16 protein-coding genes are annotated in these 24,125 nt (G+C 65.1%); 2 read left to right on the top strand and 14 right to left on the bottom strand.

The features are described 5' to 3' along the window. The first annotated feature begins 138 nt into the window (after window positions 1-138). Complete coding sequence (locus RPB_RS25075) at window positions 139-516, top strand: hypothetical protein (RefSeq protein ID WP_245258217.1); 378 nt, start codon at window positions 139-141, stop codon at window positions 514-516. 74 nt (window positions 517-590) lie between these two features. Here RPB_RS25075 and RPB_RS12865 read toward each other — a convergent pair whose 3' ends face one another. The 11 genes from RPB_RS12865 to RPB_RS12815 form a co-directional block, all read right to left on the bottom strand. Further along, a complete protein-coding gene (locus RPB_RS12865) occupies window positions 591-1,448 on the bottom strand; it encodes a DJ-1/PfpI family protein (protein ID WP_011441444.1) in 858 nt (285 codons plus the stop codon). A gap of 8 nt (window positions 1,449-1,456) precedes the next feature. Then, window positions 1,457-3,787 (bottom strand): TonB-dependent siderophore receptor, encoded by a 2,331-nt coding sequence (locus tag RPB_RS12860; RefSeq protein ID WP_011441443.1) that lies wholly within the window; start codon window positions 3,785-3,787, stop codon window positions 1,457-1,459. A gap of 41 nt (window positions 3,788-3,828) precedes the next feature. Further along, window positions 3,829-4,212, bottom strand: coding sequence for a hypothetical protein (locus RPB_RS12855; RefSeq protein ID WP_011441442.1), 384 nt, complete (start codon window positions 4,210-4,212; stop codon window positions 3,829-3,831). 76 nt (window positions 4,213-4,288) lie between these two features. After that, window positions 4,289-4,858, bottom strand: a complete 570-nt coding sequence (locus RPB_RS12850) for a hypothetical protein (protein ID WP_245258216.1) — start codon at window positions 4,856-4,858, stop codon at window positions 4,289-4,291. Between the two features lie 141 nt (window positions 4,859-4,999). Further along, window positions 5,000-6,424: an amidase gene (locus RPB_RS12845; protein WP_011441440.1), complete on the bottom strand. Its 1,425-nt coding sequence runs from the start codon at window positions 6,422-6,424 to the stop codon at window positions 5,000-5,002. A gap of 152 nt (window positions 6,425-6,576) precedes the next feature. Then, complete coding sequence (locus RPB_RS12840) at window positions 6,577-7,566, bottom strand: hydroxyacid dehydrogenase (RefSeq protein WP_011441439.1); 990 nt, start codon at window positions 7,564-7,566, stop codon at window positions 6,577-6,579. A 32-nt stretch (window positions 7,567-7,598) separates the two neighbouring features. Continuing rightward, the gene (locus RPB_RS12835) at window positions 7,599-8,699 is read right to left on the bottom strand and encodes an ABC transporter ATP-binding protein (RefSeq protein ID WP_011441438.1); all 1,101 of its coding nucleotides are present in this window, start codon (window positions 8,697-8,699) and stop codon (window positions 7,599-7,601) included. 4 nt (window positions 8,700-8,703) lie between these two features. Beyond that, window positions 8,704-9,618, bottom strand: coding sequence for a carbohydrate ABC transporter permease (locus tag RPB_RS12830; RefSeq protein ID WP_011441437.1), 915 nt, complete (start codon window positions 9,616-9,618; stop codon window positions 8,704-8,706). Continuing rightward, entirely contained in the window at window positions 9,618-10,556 is a 939-nt protein-coding gene (locus RPB_RS12825; protein ID WP_011441436.1) for a carbohydrate ABC transporter permease, read from the bottom strand. Before RPB_RS12825 ends, RPB_RS12830 begins: the two co-directional genes overlap by 1 nt. 139 nt (window positions 10,557-10,695) lie before the next feature. Further along, on the bottom strand, window positions 10,696-12,081 hold the full coding sequence (locus RPB_RS12820; RefSeq protein WP_011441435.1) for an ABC transporter substrate-binding protein: 1,386 nt from the start codon (window positions 12,079-12,081) through the stop codon (window positions 10,696-10,698). 350 nt (window positions 12,082-12,431) lie between these two features. Further along, complete coding sequence (locus RPB_RS12815; protein WP_011441434.1) at window positions 12,432-13,331, bottom strand: DMT family transporter; 900 nt, start codon at window positions 13,329-13,331, stop codon at window positions 12,432-12,434. Between the two features lie 659 nt (window positions 13,332-13,990). Here RPB_RS12815 and RPB_RS12810 point away from each other — a divergent pair. Next, on the top strand, window positions 13,991-17,764 hold the full coding sequence (locus RPB_RS12810; RefSeq protein ID WP_011441433.1) for a vitamin B12-dependent ribonucleotide reductase: 3,774 nt from the start codon (window positions 13,991-13,993) through the stop codon (window positions 17,762-17,764). A gap of 240 nt (window positions 17,765-18,004) precedes the next feature. Here RPB_RS12810 and RPB_RS12805 read toward each other — a convergent pair whose 3' ends face one another. The 3 genes from RPB_RS12805 to RPB_RS12795 are packed head-to-tail and all read right to left on the bottom strand — an operon-like array spanning window position 18,005 to window position 23,968. Further along, on the bottom strand, window positions 18,005-20,260 hold the full coding sequence (locus RPB_RS12805) for a DEAD/DEAH box helicase (protein ID WP_011441432.1): 2,256 nt from the start codon (window positions 20,258-20,260) through the stop codon (window positions 18,005-18,007). Further along, window positions 20,232-21,563, bottom strand: coding sequence for an ATP-binding protein (locus RPB_RS12800; protein ID WP_011441431.1), 1,332 nt, complete (start codon window positions 21,561-21,563; stop codon window positions 20,232-20,234). Before RPB_RS12800 ends, RPB_RS12805 begins: the two co-directional genes overlap by 29 nt. Further along, window positions 21,560-23,968, bottom strand: a complete 2,409-nt coding sequence (locus tag RPB_RS12795) for a TerB N-terminal domain-containing protein (RefSeq protein ID WP_041798236.1) — start codon at window positions 23,966-23,968, stop codon at window positions 21,560-21,562. Before RPB_RS12795 ends, RPB_RS12800 begins: the two co-directional genes overlap by 4 nt. Window positions 23,969-24,125 lie beyond the last annotated feature (157 nt).

Raw genomic sequence — 24,125 nt, 5'->3', positions numbered from 1 at the left:
GCCAAGATCGGGGACGCGTCGAACGCGAAGGCTCAGGAAGCGCTGGCGCAACTGCGCACCGCGCGTGACGCCTTCCAGGCGCAAGTCAGCGCGCTGCAGGGCGACCTCGGCGCGTCCAAGCAAGCGACCGACGCGGCGATGTCGGCAGTCTCGGCGCAATGGAACGAAGTCGAACTGGCGTTGCAGAAATTCCTCGGCACCGCCGGCGACCAGGCCGGCCTCGTCAAAGAGGCGCTCGCCGCCCGCGCCGAAGCCCAGCGCCAGGCTTTCGTGTCGTCGCTGGAAACGTTTCAGACCAGCGCCGCATCGGCGATCGAACAAGGCCGCAAGGAGATGGAATCGTCCATGCGCCGCTGGACCGAAGAGACCGAGAAGACGCTCGGCCCCAAGCTGACGCAGTTGTCGGCTGCCGGCGACGAGACATGGAACGCGCTGAAAGCCGGCCTCGACGAAACCGCCGCGGTGTACGAGAAGACCTGGGCGCGAATCTCGCAGGCGTTCTCGAAAGCCAAGTAACACAAACACGAACGGCGCCCGCGCGGGCGCCGTTCGGGCTGGATGAAACCAGTCAGGCGCACGGCCGGTGCCGACTACAACGTCTTGTTGCGCGCGAAGGCGGCGCGGCCGACGGCTTCTGCCTGTTTGAGAAAGTCGACGAACATCGGCTCGGTCAGCGCGCGCACCTCGGCCGGCGCACGCGCCGGCGTGCCGGCATCATAAGGCGGCTCCGGCGCATATTCGGCGATCAGTTGCGCCACCTCCGCATATTGCCGATCGCGCAACTGGCCGACCAGAGACAGCCCGAAATCGATCCCGGCGGTGACGCCGCCGCCGGTGATCCGGTTGCGATCCCGCACCACCCGGCCCTCGGTCGGGATCGCGCCGAACACGGGCAATACTGGTTTGGCCGCCCAGTGCGAGGTGGCGCGGTAGCCGTCCAGCAGTCCCGCCGCGCCGAGCACCAGCGATCCCGTGCAGACCGAGGTGACGAACCGCGCGCGGCTGCCGCGATCCCTGAGAAAGCGGATCGTCGCCTCGTCCTGCATCGCCGCCAGCGTCCCCTGCGTGCCGCCGGGCACGCAGATGATGTCGAGATCGGCCGGACACTCCTCGAACGTCGCAGACGGCACGAAGGTCAGTCCGGTGTCGCTCTTCACCGGATCGCGCGTCTTGGCGACGATGTGCACCGTCGCCCCCATCAGCCCGGTCAGCATGTGATGCGGACCGACCATGTCGAGCGCGGTGAACTCCGGATAGATCAGGAACGCGATCTGCTCCTTGCCGATCCAATGCGCCGGCATCGCCGACATGTCGTGCGCCGGGGCCTCCGGCACGGGTTTGCCCGGAGCCGACCGATCCGCCGCTTCAGCAGCGGTACGCTCGCCGACCGCGATCGCCGCGGCAGCCGAGGCCGCGGTTTGAGTGAACTGCCGCCTGGTGATCGACATCGCTGACCTCAGTTGAAGCGGTAGCTGAGCTGGCCGTACACCATCCGCGGCGCGCCCGGCGCCACCTGCCCACCGAGCCAGGCGTACGGCGTGAAGTACTTTTCGCCGGTCAGATTCTTCAGCGCAATGGAGGCGCGGAAGCCGTCCTTCTCGTAGCCGATCTTGGCGTCGACCGTGTAGTAGCCGTCGGTCTTCCACAGATTGGCGTTGTCGACATACTGGCTCGATGCCGCATAGACGCCGGCGCCGACGCTCCAACCCGGCAGTACGTTCGGATCGAACTTGTAGTTCGCCCACACCCGCCCGGAATGTTCGGGCACGTAGGGCAGCTTGTTGCCGGCCGGGATGACGCCCGACGAATCGACGAACGCTCCGGCGAAGGTCGCATCGGTGTAGCCGTAGCTGCCGAGGAAGCTCCAGTTGCGGTTCGGCTGCCAGGTCATGTCGGTCTCGAACCCGCGCGACTTCTGCTGCGTCAGCCCCGCGACGCCGAGCGCGATGGTCACCGGCACGTTGTCGCGATGGATCTCGAACACCGCGACGCTGCCGGACAATTCAGCATTGATATTGAACTTCAACCCCGCTTCGACTTGCTGCGACAACTCGGGCTCCGGCCGCGCGACCGCCTGGGTGAATCCCGCCCAGCGCATGCCTTCGCTGTAGCTGGCATAGGCCGACAGCCCCTTGACCAGATCGACCACGACGCCCGCGCGCGGCAACAGCTTGGTCGTGTCCGTCACGAACGTCGACGGCACCACCAGCGCGTTCTCGGTGTAGCTGATGTCGATATTGGCAAGGCGCGCACCGGCCAGCACATGGACACGGTCGTACAGCGACGACTGTAATTGCGCGTAACCGCCCTTGGTGGTGTAGGTGTTGTCGAAGTTGAAATACGCCGCGTATTCCGCGCCGGCGCTCGGATTGGGCCGCGTGTACGGGATCGTGAACACCGGATTCTGCAGGTCGACCGCCGCGGGCGGGCACGCGAAGGTGGTCAGGAAGCAAGTGTTGCCGAGATTGTCGCCGGTCATGAAGCCGCGATCGGTGACGCGGCTGTAGTCCGCGCCGAGCAGCAGCGTGTTGCGGCTGATCGCTGTGTCGAACTTCGCCTTGACGCTGGGATTGATGGTGAATTCCTGCTGCTTCTGGAACACTTCGAGATTCGACAGCAGCCAGGTCGACGGCGCGAAGGCAGGCGTCGCGCCGAAGGCGTCGCCGCCAAACGCCCATTGCGATAGCTGATCGAATTCCGACTGGCTCCAGCGCGCCTTGATGTTCGCGGACCACACCGAATTGAACTGATGATCGAGCGTCACGGTGGCGCCGTGCGTCTTCGAATAGCTCGGCTCGATGTTCGACGGGCCGATGTACAGATCGCGGGCCGCGCGGAAATCGCCGAGGATGGTGCCGTACACCGGCAGCCCCTGATAGGCTTGCTGCTGCTGGCGCGACAGGAAGCCCTGGATCGTCAGCGTGGTGTCTTCGCGATTGGTCAGCGTCAGCGTCGGATTGATGCTGTAGCGCTTGGATTCCAGCACATCGACGAAGCTGTTGTTGCCGGTGTATTCGCCGGTGATGCGGAACAGCGCGGTTTTCTCCTGGTTGAGCGGCTGGTTGATGTCGAAGAACGGGTTCCAGTATTGATAGGAGCCCAGCCCGATGCCGAATTCCTGGCTGGCCTTGTCGGTCGGCAGTTTGGAGACGACGTTGACCGCGCCGCCGATCGGGGCGCCGGGGCCGCCGCCATAGAGGATCGCGTTCGGGCCCTTCAGCACCTCGATGCGCTCGACATTGACCAGCCCGTCGCGGTCGCCAGGGTTGTACATGCTCACCATCCCGTCGCGCCAAAGTTCCGCAGAGAAGCCGCGGATCTTGAGCTGCTGCAGGTCGGTGTTGGCGATGACGAACGGATTGACCGCCTGGGCGTTGCTGACGTTCTGCACCGCCTCGGTGACCGTCACCGCGCCCTGCTGCTCGATGAGCTGGCGCGACACCACCTGGATCGATTGCGGGATCTGTTCGATCGGGGTGTCGGTCCGGGTCGCAGACGACGCCGTGAGCGCGCGAATGCCCTGCACCGGTCCGGCGGTGGTCTGGATCACCGGCGCACCGCTGCTCGGCGGCGCGGTGCTGACCGCCGCCTGCGCCGGCGCCCGCGGAGCGGCGCGCGGAGCCGTGGCGCTCGCCTGGCGCTTCTTTGTCGGCTTTCGCGTCGGCGGCTCGACCACCACACTCGGCAGGCCGGTGTTGGCTTGGGTCGACGTTTGGGCAAAGGCAAGATCGGGGACCGTCACGGCAGCGACGGACGCAGCGCAAAGCGCGCTCAGAAAACGTTGCATCGGGGGTACTCCAGCAAAGTGCGTCTAGCGAACGACGTCAGCTAGGCGGCTTGCGGAGGACCTTGTGAGCTGCGCGGCTCGAACCGATCCGCTTCGCGGATCGTCGATATGCTGTCGCTGCCGGAGCCAACGTCCAGCGCGGTCCTGAGAATCGCGACGACATCCGGCTCAGGCAGCGGGCCGGAGAGCGACGCGAATGTGCAGATCGAACAGGTGACGTGATGGATCGGGGTGTTCGAATGGTCCGAGCCGTCGCCGGTCGGCGCAACGCTGCTCGAGCAGATCGTCGGAATCCCGATCGCGTCTGCGACCGCCATCTCGGTGGCGACCACGCCGGCCAACAGCAGTTGCACAACAAAAAGTTGGCCGGCGATGACGCCGACCGCCCTTCGAATGCCACCCTGACGTCGCCACCAGCCGATCACGCCCCACCCCCGAGGCGCGAATAGATCGCAATGTTAGTTGATTGTCGAGTCGGGGGCCGAAATCACCCCCACCATCCTACAGCTCGCTGTCGTCGTCCTCGACGCCGCGCTCCGACGGGCCGGAGACGATTTCGTGGCGCAAACGCTCGAAGCGGCGGCGGGTTCGGCGCTCGCGGCTGTCGATGAAGCTGATCGCCTCGGCGCGCGACAGCGGACCGGCGACGATCGGCTGCGAGCTGGTGCCGATGGTCTCGTCGACATAATAGCCGTCGTCTTCGTGGCGCACGCGCCATTTGAAGCGTAGCGCCTCGAGCGGCCCCGGGCCGTGGCGCGTCAGGGCATCGAGATCCTCGGGGCCGCCATGCTCCCCCACGCCGGCCGGTTCACCATCGTCGGAGGAACCCGCCATGGTGATCTGGACAATCTCGACGGTCTCGATCTGCACCGAGACGACATCCTCGGCCGCAACCGGGTCATGCCCGCCGCCGTCCTGCACGATGTCATCATGCGCACGATCGTCGTGCGCCGTGGCGTCGCGCGCGTGCACGTCGTGCACAACACCTTCCGAGGAAGCGTCGTCCCCATTCTCGCCGCGCGTCTTCGCATCCGGCTTCGGGGCCGGCTTTTCGAAGATGCTCGCGATCACGGCCAGCGCCTGATCGGTCGGATCGTTGCCAGTCACGTCAAGGTCCCTCTGAGATACGATACGAAATGACGGCCGAGGCCGCGCGTCAACGCCGACCTTGGTCGTTTGTTTCCGAGAATACCGGCGAAAAGTCGGACTCAATCAGGCGCAAACCGGCGGTCGCCGGTTTTTCCAGGGCCGCTCCTGCTCGAGCTGCGAAGCGAGACGCAACAGCGTCGCCTCGTCGCCGAACCGACCCGCGAACATCATGCCGATCGGCAGACCGCTCGCGGTCCCGGCCAGCGGCACCGACATCGCCGGCTGGCCCGACATGTTGAACAGGCTGGTGCCGGGGATGTAGCGCCGCAGCAGCGGGCTGATGCCGGACAAATCGCTCGCCATGGTATCGATCTCGCCGATCCGCAGCGGCGGCAGGCACAGCGTCGGCGACAAAAACACGTCGATGTCGGTGAAGAAATCCGAGACGGCACGCGAGATCTGAAATGCGGCGAGCTGCGCGGCGCAATAGTCGATCCCGCTGGCGCGGCCAGCATTGGCGGCGCTGGCCAGCGTCAGCGTTTCGAAATCGCGATTAGTCATGGCGCGGCCCATCGCCTGCTCGGCGAGTTTCACCGTCAACCCGGTGTTGCAGGCGACGATGGTGGCGATCACCTCGGCGGGATCGGCCGGCAGCTTCGGCGCGCGCTGCTCGACGTGATGGCCGAGGCCTTCGAGCAGCTTCGCGGTGTCGCGCACCGCCGCGGCGATTTCGGGATCGATCGCATCGCCATAAGTCGACGCATCGGTGAAGGCGATCCGCAGCCGGCCGGGATCGCGGCCGACCTCCTGCGCGAACGGCCGCTCCGGCGCCGGCGCGACGTAAGGGCTCGACGGCTCGGGGCCGTGCAGCGCATCCAGCATCGCCGCACTGTCGCGCACGCTGATACTCACCACATGGCCGCAGGCGAAGCCGCCCCAGCCCTCGCCGCGGTCCGGTCCGAGCGGATTGCGCGCCCGGGTCGGCTTCAGCCCGAGCACGCCGCAGGCCGACGCGGGAATCCGGATCGAGCCGCCGCCGTCGCTGGCATGCGCCACCGGCAGAATCCGCGCCGCCACCGCCGCGGCGGCGCCGCCCGACGATCCGCCGGAGGAATGATCGAGATTCCACGGATTGCGCGTCGGCCCGTGCAGCCGCGACTCGGTGGTCGGCATCAGCCCGAATTCGGGGCTGGCGCTCTTGCCGAAGATCGTCACGCCCGATGCCAGGAAGCGGCCCGCCAGGGTGCCGGTGTGCGGCGCGACGAAATCCTTGTAGAGGCTGGCGCCGAACGTCGTGCGGGTGCCGGCGAGCAGATCGAGATCCTTCAGCAGGAACGGCACGCCCGTGAACGGCCCGTCGGGCAACCCCTTGTCGATCTGCCGACGCGCGTCGTCGTCATGACGCACCACCACGGCGTTGAGCTTCGGATCGAGCGCGTCCGTCCGCGCGATCGCTTCCTCGAGCAGTTCGCCGGGCGTGACCTGCTTGCGACGCACCAGCTCCGCGAGACCGACGCCGTCGTAGTCGGAGTAATCTTTGAATGCCATTCGCCGGCCTCCTTCGTATTGTTGTTCTTTCATTATCGCCTCGCCCCGTCATTGCGAGCGAAGCGAAGCAATCCAGAGGCGCAGTGCACGGAGCTGGATTGCTTCGTCGCTACGCTCCTCGCAATGACGGAATTGGCGCAATGGACTAACAACTAACTGAGCACGTCCTGATTGATGACATTCGCCGCGATCGGAGCGCCATCGAGCGCGCTCAGCATGTTGCGGGCGGTCTGCTCGCCCATCCGGTCGAGCGCCTCGCGGGTGACGCCGGCGACGTGCGGGGCGATGATCACATTGGGCAGATCGAATAATTTGTGACCGAGCGGCGGCGGCTCGACCTCGAACACGTCCAGCCCGGCGCCGGCGAGCCTGCCCGCGACCAGCGCGTCGTACAACGCAGACTCGACCACAATGCCGCCGCGCGCGGTGTTGATCAGATAGGCGGTCGGCTTCATCTTCGACAGCCGGCCAGCGTTGATCAGCCCGGTGGTCTCGGCCGTCTTCGGGCAATGCAGGCTGATGAAGTCGGCACCCGGCAGCGCGGCGTCGAGATCGGCCACGGGCTCGCAGCCGGCCGCTTCGATCGCCGCGGCGGGAACGTAGGGATCGTACACCAGCACGGTCATTTCCATCGCGAGACAGCGCTTGGCTGTGCGGGTGCCGATCCGGCCGAAGCCGACGATCAGCACGGTCTTGCCGAACAGGTCGAACGGCAGCAGCGCCAGCCGCGTCGCCCAGGCGCCGGTCTTCACCAGCGCGTGCAGTTCGACGCCGCGCTTCGCCAACGTCAGCATCATGAACAGCGCCTGTTCGGCGACCGAGGGGGAATTCGCGGTGCCGGCGACCATCAGCGGGACCTTGCGTTTCGACAACGCGGGCACGTCGATGGCGTCGTAGCCGACGCCGATCCGCGCCACCACTTTCATGTCCTGCGACGAATCGAGTTCGGGCTCGCCGAACCGCGTCGCCCCGAGCGCGACGCCGTGCACCGGCGCGTGATGCCGCAGCAAGGCGTTGAAATCGGCGGCCGAGATCATGTTGTCGAATTCGACCACCTCGATGTCGGCGCGCTCGGCGAACAGCGCCCTTCCCCGTTCCGACAGCGATTCCGTCACCAGCAGTTTCTTGTTGTTGGTCGTCATTCCGGCCCCGTGGACGTCTCTCTGTCCGGCCTTCAGATCACGAGGCCGGTCCCCTCGTCTATCAGGTGCATATTGTTGAGGTCCACCGCCAAACGCAACATGCCGCCATCCCGCGCCCCGGCATTCGGGCTGACCCGGCCGCAGACCTCGCTGCCGTTGAGATTGAAATAGATCAGCGTCTCCATCCCCATCGGCTCGGTGATATCGAGCAGCGCGTCGAACGCCGCGACGCCGGGTTCGAGCGTGGCTCTGGCGTCGGCGATGTGCTCCGGCCGGATGCCGAGCTGCAGTTTCTTGTCGCGGGCGAGCCCACGATAATGCGCCGCCTTCTGCTCCGGCACCGGCATCGCCAGCGTGTCCGACAGCCGAATCTGCAGCCGCCCGGCATTGTCCTCCAGCGTACAGGGAATGAAATTCATCGACGGCGAGCCGATGAAGCCGGCGACGAAACGCGTCGCCGGGCGGTGATACAGCTCGTTCGGCGTGCCGACCTGCTCGATCCGGCCGTTGTTCATCACCACGACGCGATCCGCCAGCGTCATCGCCTCGACCTGGTCGTGGGTGACGTAGACCGTGGTGGTGCGCACCTTCTGGTGCACCCGCTTGATCTCGAACCGCATCTGCACCCGCAATTGCGCATCGAGATTCGACAGCGGCTCGTCGAACAAAAACACTTTGGGATTGCGGACGATGGCGCGGCCCATCGCAACGCGCTGGCGCTGGCCGCCGGAGAGCTGCTTCGGCTTGCGGTGGATCAGGTCGGTGATGTCCAGCATCCGCGCCGCCTCGTCGACGCGCTGCTTGATCTCGGCCTTGGGATATTTCTTCAGCCGCAACCCGAACGACATGTTCTCGGCGACCGTCATGTGCGGATACAGCGCGTAGTTCTGGAACACCATGGCGATGTCGCGGTCCTTCGGCGGAACGTCGTTGACGACGTCGCCGCCGATCACGATGTCGCCGTCCGAGATTTCCTCGAGCCCGGCGATCATCCGCAGCGTCGTCGACTTGCCGCAGCCGGACGGGCCGACGAACACCACGAATTCCTTGTCCGGAATGTCGAGATCGATGCCGCGGACGGCCTCGACGTCGTCGTAGCGCTTCACCACCTTGCGCAGGTTCACTTCGGCCATTGCGTCACCCTTTCGTTGCGCCCGCGGTGAGCCCCGCGATGTAGTAATCCATCAAAAACGCGTAGATGATCAAAGGCGGCGCGGCGCCGAGCAGCGCGCCGGTCATGATCTGCCCCCAGTTGAACACGTCGCCCTTGATCAGCGTGGTGATGATGCCGACCGGCAGCACCAGCTGATCGGTCGAGGTGGTGAACACCAGGGGATACAGGAACTGCGCCCAGGACACGGTGAAGGCGAAGATCGTCGCGGCGATGATGCCGGGCAGCGCCACCGGAATGAAGATCCGCGTCAGCGTCTGGAACCACGACGCGCCGTCGATGATCGCAGCCTCGTCCAGCTCCTTCGGGATCGAGGCGAAATAGCCGATCATGATCCAGGTGCAGAACGGCACCGTCAGGGTCGGATAGATGATCAACAGCACGTACCAGCGGTTGATCAACTGGATGCCGCTCCAGTCGCCGAACGTGGCGAACATCTTGAACAGCGGAATGAACAGCAACGTGTCCGGGATCAGATAGGTCAGGAACACGCCGGTGGCGAGCGTTGCCGAGCCCCAGAACCGCATCCGCGCCAGCGCGAACGCCGCCGGCACGCTGATCAGCATGGTGATGGTGACGACGAAGATCGACACCATCGCCGAATTGAAGAAGAACGTCAGGAACTGGTTCGAGGTCAGCAACTGGATGTAATTGCCGAGCGTCGGGTGGAACACCCACCACGGATTGGTCGCCGCCGAGATCTCCTGGCTGCTCTTCAGCGAGGTGATCAGCATGTAGAGCGGCGGCACCAGCGAGAAAATCGCGAAGATCGTCAGAAAGAAATACGACCATTTCAGCGCCCAGGCGCGGTCGCGGCTCATGCTGCCGTAGCCCGGATTGCGCCGTGGCGCGGCCTTGTCGATCGTCAGTGTCGAGGCCATCAGCTTTCGTTCCCGCGTTTGTTGATGTCGCGCAAGATGAAGATCGCCGCGACGCCGAGGATCGGCAGCATGAACAGCGACACGCTGGCGCCGAGCGGAATGTCCGAGCCCTCGATGCCGATCCGGAACGCCCAGGTGGCGAAGATATGGGTGTGGTCGAGCGGGCCGCCGGCGGTGAGGATGCGGACGATGTCGAAATTGGCGAAAGTGACGATCAGCGAGAACAGCGTGGTGATGGCGATGATGTTGCGCATCATCGGCAGCGTCACGTACCACAGCTTCTGCCACCAATTGGCGCCGTCGATCGACGCCGCCTCGTAGAGCTGCTCCGGCACCGATTTCAGCGCCGCCAGATACATGATCATAAAGAACGGCGCGCCATACCAGATATTGACCAGAATGACCGAGAACCGCGCCCAGGACGCGTCGCCGGTCCAGGGAATCGGGCCGGCGCCGAACAGGCCGAGCGTGTAGTTGAACGCGCTGTAGGACGGGTCGAACAGCCACAGCCAGGCCAGCGTCGACATCGCCGGCGGGATCACCCACGGCACCAGCAGCATGCCGCGCCATTTGCGCTGGCCCTTGGCCGGCACGTTGTGGACGAAATGCGCGACGATGAAGCCGAGCAGCGCCTTGAACACCACGGCGGTGATCGCGAAAATGCAGGATTGCTGCACCACCAACCAGAACGTGTCGCGCTTGAACAGGAACAGAAAATTGTCGAAGCCGACGAAGCGCTGCATCGACTTGTTCAGCGTCGCCAGATGCACCGCGTAGAACGCCGGATAGATCACCAGCACGCCGATCAGCACGATCAGCGGCAGCGCCATCAGGAACGCCACCATCGATTTGCGCTTCATCATCGCCGCGAGCCCGCCCCGCCTGCGGCGGGTGGACGCCGCGGCGACCCTGCCCGGCTGATACGGAATGTCGACCATCGAAGGCTCCTCCCCGTCATTGCGAGGAGCGAAGCGACGAAGCAATCCAACAGCGCAGCGGTCGGTGCTCTGGATTGCTTCGCCGTCGGCTCGCAATGACGAACTTAGACGTTGCGTGAGTCGCGGCTTGTTGCGGCCGTCAGCTTCGCATGAAGCCCTCGCACTCGCCTTCGGCCCAGGCGAGCGTCTTCTCCATCGCCTCGCCCTGATAGTGGCGCACGCACATCTTGGTCAGCGTCGCCTGGGCGTAGATCTGCTGCGCGATCTTCGGCGGCGCCGGCGACGCCGCGATCGACAGCGTCTGGCGCTGATACGGATCGGGATAGCTGAACAGCGTCCCGGTCGGCGGTGCCTGGTCCGCCCAGACCTTGAGCTTGGTCAAATTGGCGAAGGCCGGCAGGTCGTAGCCGCCGGACGCCGCCACCAGTTTCTCGATCGAGTCCGGCTGCGACAGATGCCGCAGCAGGCTCTTGGCCGCCTCCTTGTTCTTGGAGAACGTCCAGGTGGTCCAGAAGAACGGCAGGAACGGCGCGTAGCGGCCCTTCGGCCCCTTCGGGAAGCCGTGGGTCCAGAGCTGCTCGGCGACCTGCGGCGCGTCGCGCTTGGCGACCGCCCAGGCGCTCGGCGGGTTCATGATCATCGCGCCGCGGCCGGACACGATCCATTTGTTGTTCGAGGAGTCGTCCCAGGCGGTGACGTCGGCCGGCAGGAACGCCATCAGCTTCTTGTAGAATTCGAGCACCTGGCGGACCTCGTCGGTCTTCACCGTGACGTTGCCCTTGGCGTCGACGAGCTGCGCGCCGAACGCCTGGAAGAACGCGCCGGCGCTGTCGACGCTGTCGGAGGTCTCGCCGAGCCCGATGCCGAACGGCACGCCGGCCTTGTGGCAGGCTTCCGCCGCCTTCAGGAACGTCTCCATGGTCCAGTCGTCGTCCTTCGGCGGGCTGCCGGCCGGATACATCGCCTGGATGTCGATGTTGGCGTGCTTCTTCAATAGGTCGATGCGGGTGCACGGCCCCTTGATCTGGCTGCCGATGCAGGACGGCACCGCGAGCCATTTGCCGTCGCGCTTGGCGAGATATTCGACGGTGTTGTTGACCTTGCCGTTCTGCTTGATCAAGTCTTCCATCAGGTCGTTGACCGGCTCGATCAGTTCGGCGTTGGCGTGCGGCCACCAGGTCGGCATCGACAGGATGTCGTGACCGGATTTGGCCTGCGCCTCGGCGGCGATGGTCAAGAGGTTCTTGTTGCCCTGGCTCGGGATGTAGTCGATCGAGACCTCGACCTTCTCCTTCTCGCCCCATTGCTTGACGAGTTCGGTGCAGGTGTTGTTGGCGCCGGGAACCCAATGGTCCCAGAACCCCATCGTCAGTTTGCCGGCGGCGTGGGCGCCGCGGACGTAGGGCGCGGTGACCAGCGCCGCCGAAGTGATGGCGGTAGCGGCGACGAACTGGCGGCGGCTGAGCTTGGTCCGGGATTGGGCAGCGAGCGATCTTGCAGCGGGCGACACGGCATCATCCGACATTTGGCATTCCTCCCTGGTGAGCCAATGCGATGGTCTGGGGCTTTGAAGCGCTCTCTTTGTTTTGGTGGCGCGGCTCTGTTGGCCGTTGGCGCCACGGACGCGGCATTCCGGTGTCGCGATGATCTGATCAGAATTGTTCGCGGCTGTCGAGAATTCAGATCGATTAGTTGACCCGGCGATTAGTTGGTGCCGCGTGCAGAGCAGCATCGCCATGCGATGCACAACGAGATGGCGCTTATCACCGCTGTTTGCTCCCGCCCGCGTCGCAGTGCGCTGCACACCCTGCTGATTGCAGTGCGGTCGATATTTGCCGCACGGCGCGGATGCGGCAGTCGCGAAACGAAATGCCGCTATGATCGCGTCGCCAGCGCGACGCCGGCGAGCGTCAGCACCAAGGCGGCGATCTGGCTGAGGCCGAGCGGCTCGTGCAGCGCGATCGCCGACGCCACCACGCCGATCACCGGCACCGACATGGTGCCGATCGCCGCGACCGAGGCCGACAGCCGCTGCAATGCGGCGAACCAGCACAGATAGGCCAGGCAGAACTGGATCAGCGTCAGATAAGCGAGCCCCGCCCAGCCATAGGGCGTCAGCGCGTCGAGCGACGGCACCTCGAAGGCGAAGCCGACCGCGGTCACCGGAATGCAGCCGAGCCCGATCTGCCACGCCGCCGAGGTCGCGCCCGGAAGCTTGATCGGGAACCGCTTCAGGAAGATGGTGCCGAGCGCGAAGCCGATCGCGCCGGACAGCGCCAGCGCCACGCCGGGCAGCTTCGCGGTGCTGGCCGCAAAGCCGTCCGCGCCCATCAGCGCGGCGATGCCGCCGAACCCCAGCACCAGCGCCAGCACGCGCCGCGCCGTCAGCCGCTCGCCGAGCAGCGGCCACGCCAGCAGCGCGGTCCACACCGGCATCGAATAGCCGATCACCGCGGTCTCGCCGGCCGGCATCCACAAAAGCGCCAGCCCCATCACCACCATCCACAGCGTGACGTTGAAGAACGCCGACACCGCGAGCCGCCCCCACAGCGCCCGCGGCACCAGCAGCGAGTCGCCGCGCAGCGCCGCATAGGCGAACAGCAGCAGCGAGCCGGCCAGCCCCGGCAGGCCGCGCGCCGGCAGCGGCGGCCATTCCGAAATCACGTATTTCGACACCGGCCAGCTCAACCCCCACGCCACCGAGGTGACGGCGAGCAGGACGAGGCCGCTGGTCGCGGCGCGCGACGGCGCGGCGACGGGAGTTGGGTCGGACATAGGGAACACCCGGCAGGACGAACGGCGCCACCATGCCGGTATTGGCGTCCCGTCACCACCCGAAATAGCGGTCCGGTGGCGCCCCGCGGTGAGTCGGGCATGGCAACCCCTTCTGGCGAAAATATACCTGCCCTGTGAACAGCGGGTGCAGTCCGGAGTCCGGCCTCCTCGGGCGAATTTTTGCCCTTTGGAATCCATGAGGACTCACCGATACTTGGCGGCATCAGGACGCGGCCAGGCCCCCTGTTTTCCACGTAGTTCCACCACATTTAGTATTTGATTCAGGAACCCGCACTATTGCTTGACGGGTCAGACGGAGTCGGCCTAGTTTTGGGGCCTGTCCAGCGAGGGGGTTTTTGGTCCCGCCGGACATTCCCAGAAGGGTACCGAGCCGACCGCCTCCGACAAGCCTGACGGCACCGGGGTATGGGCTCATCTGTGCCCGAAACCGGCTGTTTGGGCGCAAAAGACGGGTCGCGAAACGGCTCGCATTGATGCGTGGGGCGTTAGAGGATCAGGGCTGCGGTCGAAGGCGATCGCGGCGTTGCCCTCCGAGACAGAAACAGGGCCGGACCACTGGCTCGCACGGCGAACCCAACGGTTCGCGACCAACAACTTTCGGGCCCATGGGGTCCGGCACATATGGAACGGGGCACGAGATGAAGATCGAACGGCGCTACACCACCGACGGCCAGTCACCCTATGCGGCGATTCAGTTCCGGCTGAGGACGAGTGAGATCCGCAATCCGGACGGCTCCGTGGTGTTCCGCCTCGAAAATGTCGAAGTGCCCGAGGGCTGGTCGCAGGTCGCCTCCGACGTGCTGGCGCAGAAGTATTTCCGCAAGGCCGGCGTCGCCGCGCGCTTGAAGAAGGTCGAGGAAGAGACCGTGCCGTCCTGGCTGTGGCGCTCGGTGCCCGACACCGAGGCGCTCGCCGCCCTGCCCGAGGCCGAGCGTTTCACCTCCGAACATTCGTCCAAGCAGGTGTTCGACCGCCTCGCCGGCTGCTGGACCTATTGGGGCTGGAAGGGCGATTACTTCTCGTCCGAAGACGACGCCCGCGCGTTCTACGACGAACTGCGCTACATGCTGGCGTCGCAGATGGTCGCGCCGAATTCGCCGCAATGGTTCAACACCGGCCTGCACTGGGCCTACGGCGTCGACGGCCCCGGCCAGGGCCACTATTACGTCGACTACAAGACCGGCAAGCTGACCAAGTCGAAATCCGCCTACGAGCATCCGCAGCCGCACGCCTGCTTCATCCAGGGCATCGAGGACGACCTCGTCAACGAGGGCGGCATCATGGACCTGTGGGTGCGTGAGGCGCGGCTGTTCAAATACGGCTCCGGCACCGGCTCGAACTTCTCGCGGCTGCGCGGCGAAGGCGAGCGCCTGTCGGGCGGCGGCCGCTCCTCGGGCCTGATGAGCTTCCTCAAAATCGGCGACCGCGCCGCCGGCGCGATCAAGAGCGGAGGCACCACGCGGCGCGCCGCCAAGATGGTGGTGGTCGACGCCGACCATCCGGATATCGAGGCCTATATCGACTGGAAGGTGAAGGAGGAGCAGAAGGTCGCGGCGCTCGTCACCGGCTCCAAGCTCAACCAGAAGCACCTCAAGGCGATCCTGAAGGCCTGCGTCAATTGCCAGGGCTCCGGCGACGACTGCTTCGATCCCGAGAAGAACCCGGCGCTGCGCCGCGAGGTCAAGATCGCCCGCCGCGCGCTGGTGACCGATGCGATGATCAAGCGCGTCATCCAGTATGCCAAGCAGGGCTACAAGGAGATCGACTTCCCGATCTATGACACCGATTGGGATAGCGAGGCCTACCTCACCGTCTCCGGCCAGAACTCCAACAACTCCGTCTCGCTGAAGGACGACTTTTTGCGCGCGGTGGAGACCGACGGCGACTGGAATCTCACCAGCCGCACCACCAAGAAGGTGATGAAGACGGTCAAGGCCCGCGACCTGTGGGAGAAGATCGGCACCGCCGCCTGGGCCAGCGCCGATCCCGGCCTGCACTTCAACAGCACGATGAACGACTGGCACACCTGCAAGGCGTCGGGCGACATCCGCGCCAGCAATCCGTGCTCGGAATACATGTTCCTGGATGATACCGCCTGCAATCTGGCGTCGGCGAACCTGCTGACCTTCTACGACACCACCGCCAATGTGTTCGACCTGCCCGCCTACGAGCATCTGTGCCGGCTGTGGACCGTGGTGCTGGAAATCTCGGTGCTGATGGCGCAGTTCCCGTCCAAGCAGATCGCCGAGCTGTCTTACGAATTCCGCACGCTCGGCCTCGGCTTCGCCAATATCGGCGGCCTCTTGATGACCATGGGCCTGTCCTACGACTCCAAGGAAGGCCGCGCGCTGTGCGGCGCGCTGTCGGCGATCATGACCGGCGTGTCGTATGCGACCTCGGCCGAGATGGCCGCAAAGCTCGGCCCGTTCCCGGGCTACAAGAAGAACGCCGCGCATATGCTGCGCGTGATCCGCAATCACCGCCGCGCCGCCCATGGCGAGAGCCGCGGCTATGAGGCGCTGTCGGTGGCGCCGGTGCCGCTCGACCACGCCGGCTGCCCGATCCCCGAGGCGATCGCGCATGCCAAGGCGGCGTGGGACAAGGCGCTCGAACTCGGCGAGCTGCACGGCTATCGCAACGCCCAGACCACGGTCGTGGCGCCGACCGGCACCATCGGCCTGGTGATGGATTGCGACACCACCGGCATCGAGCCCGATTTCGCGCTGGTGAAATTCAAGAAGCTTGCGGGTGGCGGCTACTGGAAGATCATCAACCGCGCGGTGCCGGCCGCCTTGCGCATCCTCGGCTATCCGGAAAACCAGATCGCCGAGATCGAGGCCTACGCGGTCGGCCACGGCTCGCTCAGCAACGCGCCGGCGATCAACCGTTCGACGCTCAAAGCCAAGGGCTTCACCGACGAGGCGCTGGCGAAGGTCGAGGCCGCGCTGCCGACCGCCTTCGACATCAAATTCGCCTTCAACAAATGGACCTTCGGCGAGGACTTCCTGCGCGAGACGCTGAAGCTCGACGCCGAGGCGATCGCCGCGCCGAACTTCGACCTGTTGGCCGCGATCGGCTTTTCCAAGCGCGAGATCGAGGCCGCCAACATCCACATCTGCGGCGCCATGACCGTGGAAGGTGCGCCGCACCTGAAGGCCGAGCACTACAGCGTGTTCGATTGCGCCAATCCCTGCGGCAAGGTCGGCAAGCGCTATCTGTCGGTCGAGAGCCACATCCGGATGATGGCGGCGGCGCAGCCGTTCATCTCGGGCGCGATCAGCAAGACCATCAACATGCCGAACGACGCCACCGTGGAGGACTGCAAGTCCGCCTACATGCTGTCGTGGAAGCTCGCGCTGAAGGCCAATGCCCTGTATCGCGACGGCTCGAAGCTGTCGCAGCCGTTGAACTCGCAGCTGATCGCCGACGACGACGAGGACGACGACGCGCTCGACAATTTCCTGGAGAAGCCGATGGCGGCGCGCACCGCCCAGATCTCCGAGAAGGTGGTGGAGCGCCTGGTCGAGCGCATCGTGGTGATGCGCGAGCGCGAGAAGATGCCGGATCGCCGCAAGGGTTACACCCAGAAGGCGGTGGTCGGCGGCCACAAGGTCTATCTGCGCACCGGCGAATATGACGACGGCCGGATCGGCGAGATCTTCATCGACATGCACAAGGAAGGTGCCGCACTTCGCTCCTTCATCAACAATTTCGCGATCGCGGTGTCGCTCGGCCTGCAATACGGCGTGCCGCTCGAGGAATATGTCGACGCCTTCACCTTCACCCGGTTCGAGCCCGCCGGCCCGGTCCAGGGCAACGACTCGATCAAGTATGCGACGTCGATCCTCGACTACGTGTTCCGCGAACTCGCCGTGAGCTACATGGGCCGGTTCGACCTCGCCCATGTCGATCCCAGCGAGACCGGCTTCGACGCCATCGGCAAGGGCGTCGACGAAGGCAAGGCGCCGGAAGGCACGCCGTCCGGCCAGCACGCCGCGACCAAGTACCTGTCGAAGGGCCTGACCCGCTCGCGCACCGACAATCTGGTGGTGATGCGCAGCACGCCGGCGACGCCGGATGCCGGCTCGTCTCCGGTGAAGATGGCCTACTCGCAGCCGGACAGCCACGCCAAGTCGACCTCGCGGATCGGCGACGTCCTCGAAGGCGCCACCGCGCTGAAGCAGGAAGCCGACCACGACCTGTCGCCGACCGAAAAGCTCGAAGCCCTGCAATGGAGCCGCGCCGGCGCCGCCCAGGCCCAGCCCGCAGCCTCCAAAGCCGAACGCCGCGCCGAAGCCAAGGCGCGGGGTTACGAGGGCGACTCGTGCGGCGAATGCGGGAATTTCACGCTGGTGCGGAACGGGACGTGTATGAAGTGCGATACGTGCGGGAGCACGACGGGGTGTAGTTGAGCGAATTAAGCTAATGTCGCTCACCCCAAAAGACTGCATTTGAGGCCGGAACCACAATCTGCCCGCAGATAATTTGCCCGCAGTAATCGCAGCAATATTGGCCCGCCGCACGGCGGGCCAATTCTTTCAGAAGACTTGAAGGCTAGTCAAAAGACCGGCTCGCAAGAATAAGCCGTACGCCAAAACGTAGATCGCAAATAAAACAAGCAGAATGGTTCGTCCGCATCGAGGCGGCGGTGCTCACATCAACACCGTTCTCGCCATCGTCTGCGCCGTCCTGATCAACGGAGCGTTCTGATCGGCCCATTGCTTCCGCGCGAGCGGTGCCGGCACGGACTCCCGAAACTTCCCCCCACCGATATTCTTGACGAACTCGGCGACGTCCATCGGGTCGATCTTCTCCATGGCGGCGAGCTTTTCGAGGATCGGATTCACCTCCTCTCCTTTCGTCTTCGGAAGGATCAGACCGAGATCGTGGACCTCGCATTCGAGTCCCGCCATCGACAACGCGGCGCCGAAGACGGCCGTCGCCTGCGTGCCTCGCCAGAGAAACAGGTGCAGATCGGCTTCCTCCTGCACCTGGGTCGTAATGTCGAGATCCCAGTCGCGGAAGGTCTCCCGGCCCGCCGACAGCAGGTCCCTTCCGCTCTGGTCGAGATAGGGCGGCACATCGTCGTCTTCGTAGACCGCCTTCATCTCGGCAATCAGCCGATCGTGTGCAGGTTCGAAAGTATTCCGTTCGAACCGAGGAACGACACCTCCGCGATGCGGAGCTACCAAGAGTGTTCGGGTCTTTTCGTCGATCTCGCGTACGATCCACCGCTGCCCGGCGAATACGACGAGGCTGCCGATGTTCACGGGATACGAGATCGGCAAAGTCCCCAAGGTGCGGCCGCCGACCGTGAGGCGCCATTCCTCGGGTGTCTCGAAGACCGCGAAGAAGCTTCGCGACTGGACGATCTTCTCGCCTTCAGAGCCGAGCATCAGTGTGCCGTCCGGTGCCTGTTCGAGAAAGCGAATGTCCGTCGAACCGAGGTGGCGCAGCAGGCCCGCGAAGTCCGATGTACCGATCGACGCGAATGGCCCCGGTCCGCACAGGAGATCGAAGAGCGGCTTGGGCGAAATGCCACCCCGCTCCGCGATCACGGAAAGGATCTGGTGGATGAGCGTCGACGGAATCTCGGGGCTTGGCGCCGCCGGCTCGACGAAGCCCGCCAGCAGCAGCCGAACGATCGCGACCGAGCGCACGGTGTTCATGTGGAGTCGGTCCAGAAGACCTGATTTCCGGCTGATGTACGGTTCGCGCACATAGATCCGGAGGATGGCCGGGGTGCCGGCGCGGCGGCCCGTCCGACCCAGCCGCTGGCGCACGGATGCCAAGGCACGCGGTGCCCCGATCTGGGCCACCGACTTCACCGATCCAATGTCCACCCCAAGCTCGAGCGTCGACGTGCACACGGCCGTGGTCGGAAGCTTCCCGTCCTTCAGCCGGATCTCCAGCTCCTCGCGCAGCACCTTCGACAGGCTGCCATGGTGCGGGAAAAACTCGTTCGGGACGTTCGCCTTCTCGCAGCGGCGGCGCAGCCGGTCGGCCGCCGACTCTACCGTACGGCGCGAGCCGCCGAAGACCAGGTTGTTGGAGCCGCGCAATGTGCCGAAGAGGTGGTCGGCGATGTAGTCGAGGGCGATGCGCTGCGGGAGCGCATCCGACGCCGGCTCTTCGTCCGCCTCCGCAACCCCTTCGGCGTGGTCCGGATCGTCGAGGTCCGGCGGCTCCGAATAGCCTCTCACCTGCAGACGCAGCTCGGGCGCGTCCGACTTGGCCTGCAGGATGTCGACCCGGTCCGGATCGACGGGTCTCAACCAGGCGGCCGCCTGCCGCAGATCACCTATAGTTGCCGACAGTCCCACCCGCCTCGCACTGGTCGGCGCCATCGCGTCGATCCGCTTGAGCAGGCTGGCCACGTGAAGGCCGCGCGGACCCTGCAGGAAAGAGTGCACCTCGTCGACGACGATGAAGTCCGCCGCGGCGAGCAACCGCTTTGCGTCGGCCGGCCTTCGGGTGAACATAGCCTCGATCGATTCCGGCGTGATCAGTGCGACGCCCTCCGGTTTGTCGATCGCCTTCCTCTTCGCGGATGGCGAGGCATCGCCGTGCCACTTCACCACGGGGATTTCCATGGCCTCGCAGAGCGTCTCGAGCCGGCGGAATTGATCATTGATCAGCGCCTTCAGCGGGCTGACGTAGAGCACCGAGAACCCCGACTGCGTTCGGTCCGCCACCGCGGTCAGAATCGGCAGGAATGCCGCCTCGGTCTTGCCGGCGGCGGTCGACGCGGCGATCAGGATGTCGCCGGCGCCATCGAGCGCGGCCACAATGGCGCGCGCCTGGATCTCGCGCAGCTCATTCCAGCCCTGATCCCGGATCCAACGCCGGACCTTCGGATGCAGGCGATCGTAGGCTCCCTCAAGGGAGGCGAAGCTTGGTGAGCTCATCACCCTCCTCGCCCGAGTTGGACGTCTCGCCTTCCGTGGTCGGCTGGGTATCAGGAGCGTCCGGGGCGACCTCGACCTGCCCCAGGAGATCCTGCCACTTCGCGGTCGGGTTCTGCTCCAGCACCGACAACATCTGCACGAACGCCTTCACGGTCGTCCGGGGCGCCCGAAAGTAGGCTTCTCCGATGCGCTTGTTGCAGTGATCCATGAAGGCGTGCAGCGCCTCGTCCGGCACCAGGAATCTCTCCGGATCGCCGCCGGCGAAGACCGCGCGGATGTTGGTCAGCAGGACCATCATGTCCTCCGGCGTCAGATTCTGAAGCCGGAGGACCGGGCCGCTGTAGTCCACGAGACCGCCGGTGGCGAAGCGGTTCTCGGCCAGACGGGACTGGAGGGCTTCGTAGCTGTATAGACCCCGCCGCGTATCCATCAGGAATTCCGGGGTCCCGCACATCACGAAGCCGATGCCCGACGTGTTGCCCTGGAGCGCGTCGTTCACGATCCGGAGGATCTCCTCAAAGTTTTGGTTGCGCGCCTGCGAACTCTGAAGCTTGTAGAGATTGACCATCTCATCGAACATCACCACCAGTCCGGCGTAGCCAGCGATGCGGGTCAGACAAGCCAGAGACTTCAGGCTGTCGTAGATGTCGCCGTCGTCGATGATGGTGCGAACCCCAAGCGCTTGGCGCGCCTCCGTTTTGGTGGAAAACTCTCCGCGGAGCCAGCGCAGCGCCGCCGCTTTCAGCTCCTCATCGCCCTCCTCGCTTCCCTTCCAGTACGCCTTCAGCACGACCGCGAAGTCGTAGCCGCCGACGAACTCCTGGATCGGCGCCAGCTTCTGGTCGATCACGGTCTCGACCGGGATGCTGCGCTCCGCCGCCTCCTTCACGGAATCGGTGACAAGGCGCTCCACGACGCCGGCCAGCGCGCCTCCCTCGGGCTTCGTCCGGGTCGCCATGTTTCGGACAGCCTCCGAATACAGCGCGCGCGCCTGGCCACCGGTCGCGTGGATGCGGCGGTCAGGCGCCAGATCCGCATGGATCGTGACGCACTTCCGTTCAAGTGCGATCAGCCGGATCAGATTGGCGAAGAAGGTTTTGCCGGCGCCGTACTCGCCAATCACGAAGCGTACGCAGGCCCCGCCGTCGCCGATACGATCGACGTCCCGCAGCAGCGCGGCGATCTCGGCGGCGCGCCCGACCTGGATGTACGGCAACCCGAGCCTCGGCACGACACCGGCGGATAGCGCCTGAATGATCGTGTCCCGCTCCTTGGGCTTGATCTTCTTCGTGGTGCTCGTCATTCCGCATTCTCTCTCAATTCGGCCAACCGCTCGCGCAGGTCCGGCGCTATCGTAACGTCATGGCCAACCTCGATCAGCGCTTCATCGAACAGGTCGAAGGACCACTCGTTGATGCGCTCGATGGCCCCCTCGGGCAGAAGCTTCATCTCTTTCGCGCGCTGGTCGAACTCGGCGCGCGGCACCGTCCCCTTGATCTCTAGCATCTCGACGAGCTCGGCATGGGCGGTATCCAGCCCTTCGAAAGCCGACCGCCCAGTCGCAGAGGCCTGTGACACAGGCTCTGCCTCTGGGGCTTCGTCGGTGAAGATGTCGGCGAGCAGTTTGGCCACCGCCTGCGTTTCTCGCTGCGTCCTGGCCAACTTCTCCGCGTCGATCTGGATACCCCCAGACGTTTCGGCGGCGATCGGCGCCGGAGGCTCGGGGATCGAAGACACTTCCGCCTGGGGCGGAATGGGAATGCCGGCAACCCGTTTCTCTTCGGTCAGCGCCACCGGCTCGTCCGAAGGTGACGCTGTGGCCGCAGCCCGATGAAGTTCGCTGTAGACCCGCTCCTTCGGCAACCCCAACGCCTTGTGCAGCCGCTCGAGGAATTTCACTTCTTCTGGCCCGACGTGTTCGTTGCCTCCGACCACCGTCAGGGCCGCTCTCGCGATCGCCTCGCGCTCGGCGGGACTGTGCTCCGCCAACTTCCGCATCACCCGCGCCTGCTTGGGCGGGCTGTTGAAGACGGTGACGGCGTATCCGATCAGCCGAGCCTGTTCGATCCCGCCAAGGTCTTTCTCAGCCCGAATGCCGTCGACGATCCGCTGCAGTTCGTCGTGCGATGACTCGCCGTCGACCGCCGCTGCCAGAACCGCAACCTCGATCTGGGCCTTCATAGCGCGATAAGCCGGCCTTTGGTGATCGACGGGGCCGCCTTTCGGCGCCTTGAAGACGATCACCTGGTCGTCGAGCTGCGGTACGCCGCTCCCGTAACGACGATCCGGCTCGATCGCGATGTCGACCTGGTCCAGCAGCCCACCCAACTGGTCCGCCATCCCAGGCGTGATCTTGCCGACAGGAAGCTCAAGTCCGGCAATGGCCAACATCTTGCTCATCTTCGTGCTGGCGCGCTTGTGCTCGCCCATGATCTCCGCCATCCGGTGGCCGAACTTCGCGACCAGGCCATCCTGCGGATCGGTCTGAAGCTCCTTCGGTAGCAGCAACGCCGCGCGCATCGAGTTGCGCTCGTCGGGCTTGCGGCCGACGTAGCGGCTGAACGGCTCGAGTTCGGCGGTGACTTCCTCGACCAACTTTTTGAGTTCGGCTCCGGATCGAGGAGACTGGATCGGGTCCGGAAGTTGCTCATGAGGTCCGGAAATCGGTACTTCGAACGCGCCGCTCGCCGCCTTGTAGTGGATAACAATGTTGGCCGCCGGCTTGGCGGAGATGCCGTTCGGGTACCTCGCCGCGAACCACACTTTCCAAAGTCGGACGAACTCGGTGAAGCATCGGACAGCCGGCGTCCTCAGATACACATCAGGCAGTGCCAGCACCCACAGCAATGCATCCTCTGAGCCGACCGCCTTCGACTGGGACAGCACTTTCCCGAGGTGTAGCCGAACCGCAGCGTTCATCTCCGAGGAATTTTCATGCTCCGGCTTCGGTATGGGAAGCGCCAGGGGAATGCCCGCGGCGATGCGGGCGCAGTTCAAAAATTCGGCCGCATAACGGCGCAGCGATCCGCTATGGCCGTAGACCGACAGGAGCTCTTCCACCTCCTGGACCACCGCGGGCGTCGATGCCCTGTCCCGATCGATGAACAGTCGATGCTCAAGACCATAGAAGAACAGGAAAACGTAACCTACGCCGTAGGTAGGGTCGCGTCGTCCGCCAGCCAGCCAGTCGATGTACGCTCGCCGTGCCCGCGGCGGGATGTCCGCGTAGGATGGCCAATACGGCATCGAGGAACCGCTCACGTCTGGCGGCGCCGCCACCGGCAGCTTGGGATTGACGACGTATTGGTCCGTCGAGCGACCATCCCTCAGCGCCACAGCACTACCGAGGTAGAACAGACCAGCCCGGATCTTAGCGCCACGGACCTCAGTCGTATCCCCTGCGCCGATCCAGCGCGCGTCCGGACGCAGACTTGAAGAACCAGGCCGCAAGCCTTCGATCCGGATTTCTGGCCTGATCTCGACCGTCATGGTGGGCTGCAAAGCTCTAGCGGCAGGGTCGGTCTGCCCCCCGCGCCATTTCCGGACCGCCATAGCAATCACCAGAACGCCGCCGGCGATCGCTGCAAAACCCACGACGGCAGAAGCATGCGTTGTGACGAATTCGTAGGCGGCGCTGATCGCCCAGATCACCAGGCCGACTAGCACCAGAACACCGCATCCTAGCGATGAACTGTCCTTCTTCGCCATGTTCCCCGCCTGCCCAGACGGCCGTCGCGCGTCCTCCGCAACCAGCAGTTCTGGCCGTGAATGATTCAACAGTCAAACCGGGAGTAGCTACCTGCCGGCGTGCTCCACCGCGCAGAAGGCGAGTCCCGGAGCGGGATAGGTGCTTTGCGCCCCGAAA

It is taken from the genome of Rhodopseudomonas palustris HaA2, assembly GCF_000013365.1.
Classification (GTDB): domain Bacteria; phylum Pseudomonadota; class Alphaproteobacteria; order Rhizobiales; family Xanthobacteraceae; genus Rhodopseudomonas; species Rhodopseudomonas palustris_J.
The sequence above is the reverse complement of the archived record's forward strand: the minus strand, read 5'-3'. Positions and strand labels throughout refer to the sequence as shown.

Coding starts and splice junctions, on each gene's coding strand:
- RPB_RS25075 (WP_245258217.1), top strand. CDS start 139: ATGTCGGCAGTCTCGGCGCAATGGAACGAAGTCGAACTGGCGTTGCAG.
- RPB_RS12865 (WP_011441444.1), bottom strand. CDS start 1,448: ATGTCGATCACCAGGCGGCAGTTCACTCAAACCGCGGCCTCGGCTGCC.
- RPB_RS12860 (WP_011441443.1), bottom strand. CDS start 3,787: ATGCAACGTTTTCTGAGCGCGCTTTGCGCTGCGTCCGTCGCTGCCGTG.
- RPB_RS12845 (WP_011441440.1), bottom strand. CDS start 6,424: ATGGCATTCAAAGATTACTCCGACTACGACGGCGTCGGTCTCGCGGAG.
- RPB_RS12840 (WP_011441439.1), bottom strand. CDS start 7,566: ATGACGACCAACAACAAGAAACTGCTGGTGACGGAATCGCTGTCGGAA.
- RPB_RS12835 (WP_011441438.1), bottom strand. CDS start 8,699: ATGGCCGAAGTGAACCTGCGCAAGGTGGTGAAGCGCTACGACGACGTC.
- RPB_RS12830 (WP_011441437.1), bottom strand. CDS start 9,618: ATGGCCTCGACACTGACGATCGACAAGGCCGCGCCACGGCGCAATCCG.
- RPB_RS12825 (WP_011441436.1), bottom strand. CDS start 10,556: ATGGTCGACATTCCGTATCAGCCGGGCAGGGTCGCCGCGGCGTCCACC.
- RPB_RS12820 (WP_011441435.1), bottom strand. CDS start 12,081: ATGTCGGATGATGCCGTGTCGCCCGCTGCAAGATCGCTCGCTGCCCAA.
- RPB_RS12815 (WP_011441434.1), bottom strand. CDS start 13,331: ATGTCCGACCCAACTCCCGTCGCCGCGCCGTCGCGCGCCGCGACCAGC.
- RPB_RS12810 (WP_011441433.1), top strand. CDS start 13,991: ATGAAGATCGAACGGCGCTACACCACCGACGGCCAGTCACCCTATGCG.
- RPB_RS12805 (WP_011441432.1), bottom strand. CDS start 20,260: ATGAGCTCACCAAGCTTCGCCTCCCTTGAGGGAGCCTACGATCGCCTG.
- RPB_RS12800 (WP_011441431.1), bottom strand. CDS start 21,563: ATGACGAGCACCACGAAGAAGATCAAGCCCAAGGAGCGGGACACGATC.
- RPB_RS12795 (WP_041798236.1), bottom strand. CDS start 23,968: ATGGCGAAGAAGGACAGTTCATCGCTAGGATGCGGTGTTCTGGTGCTA.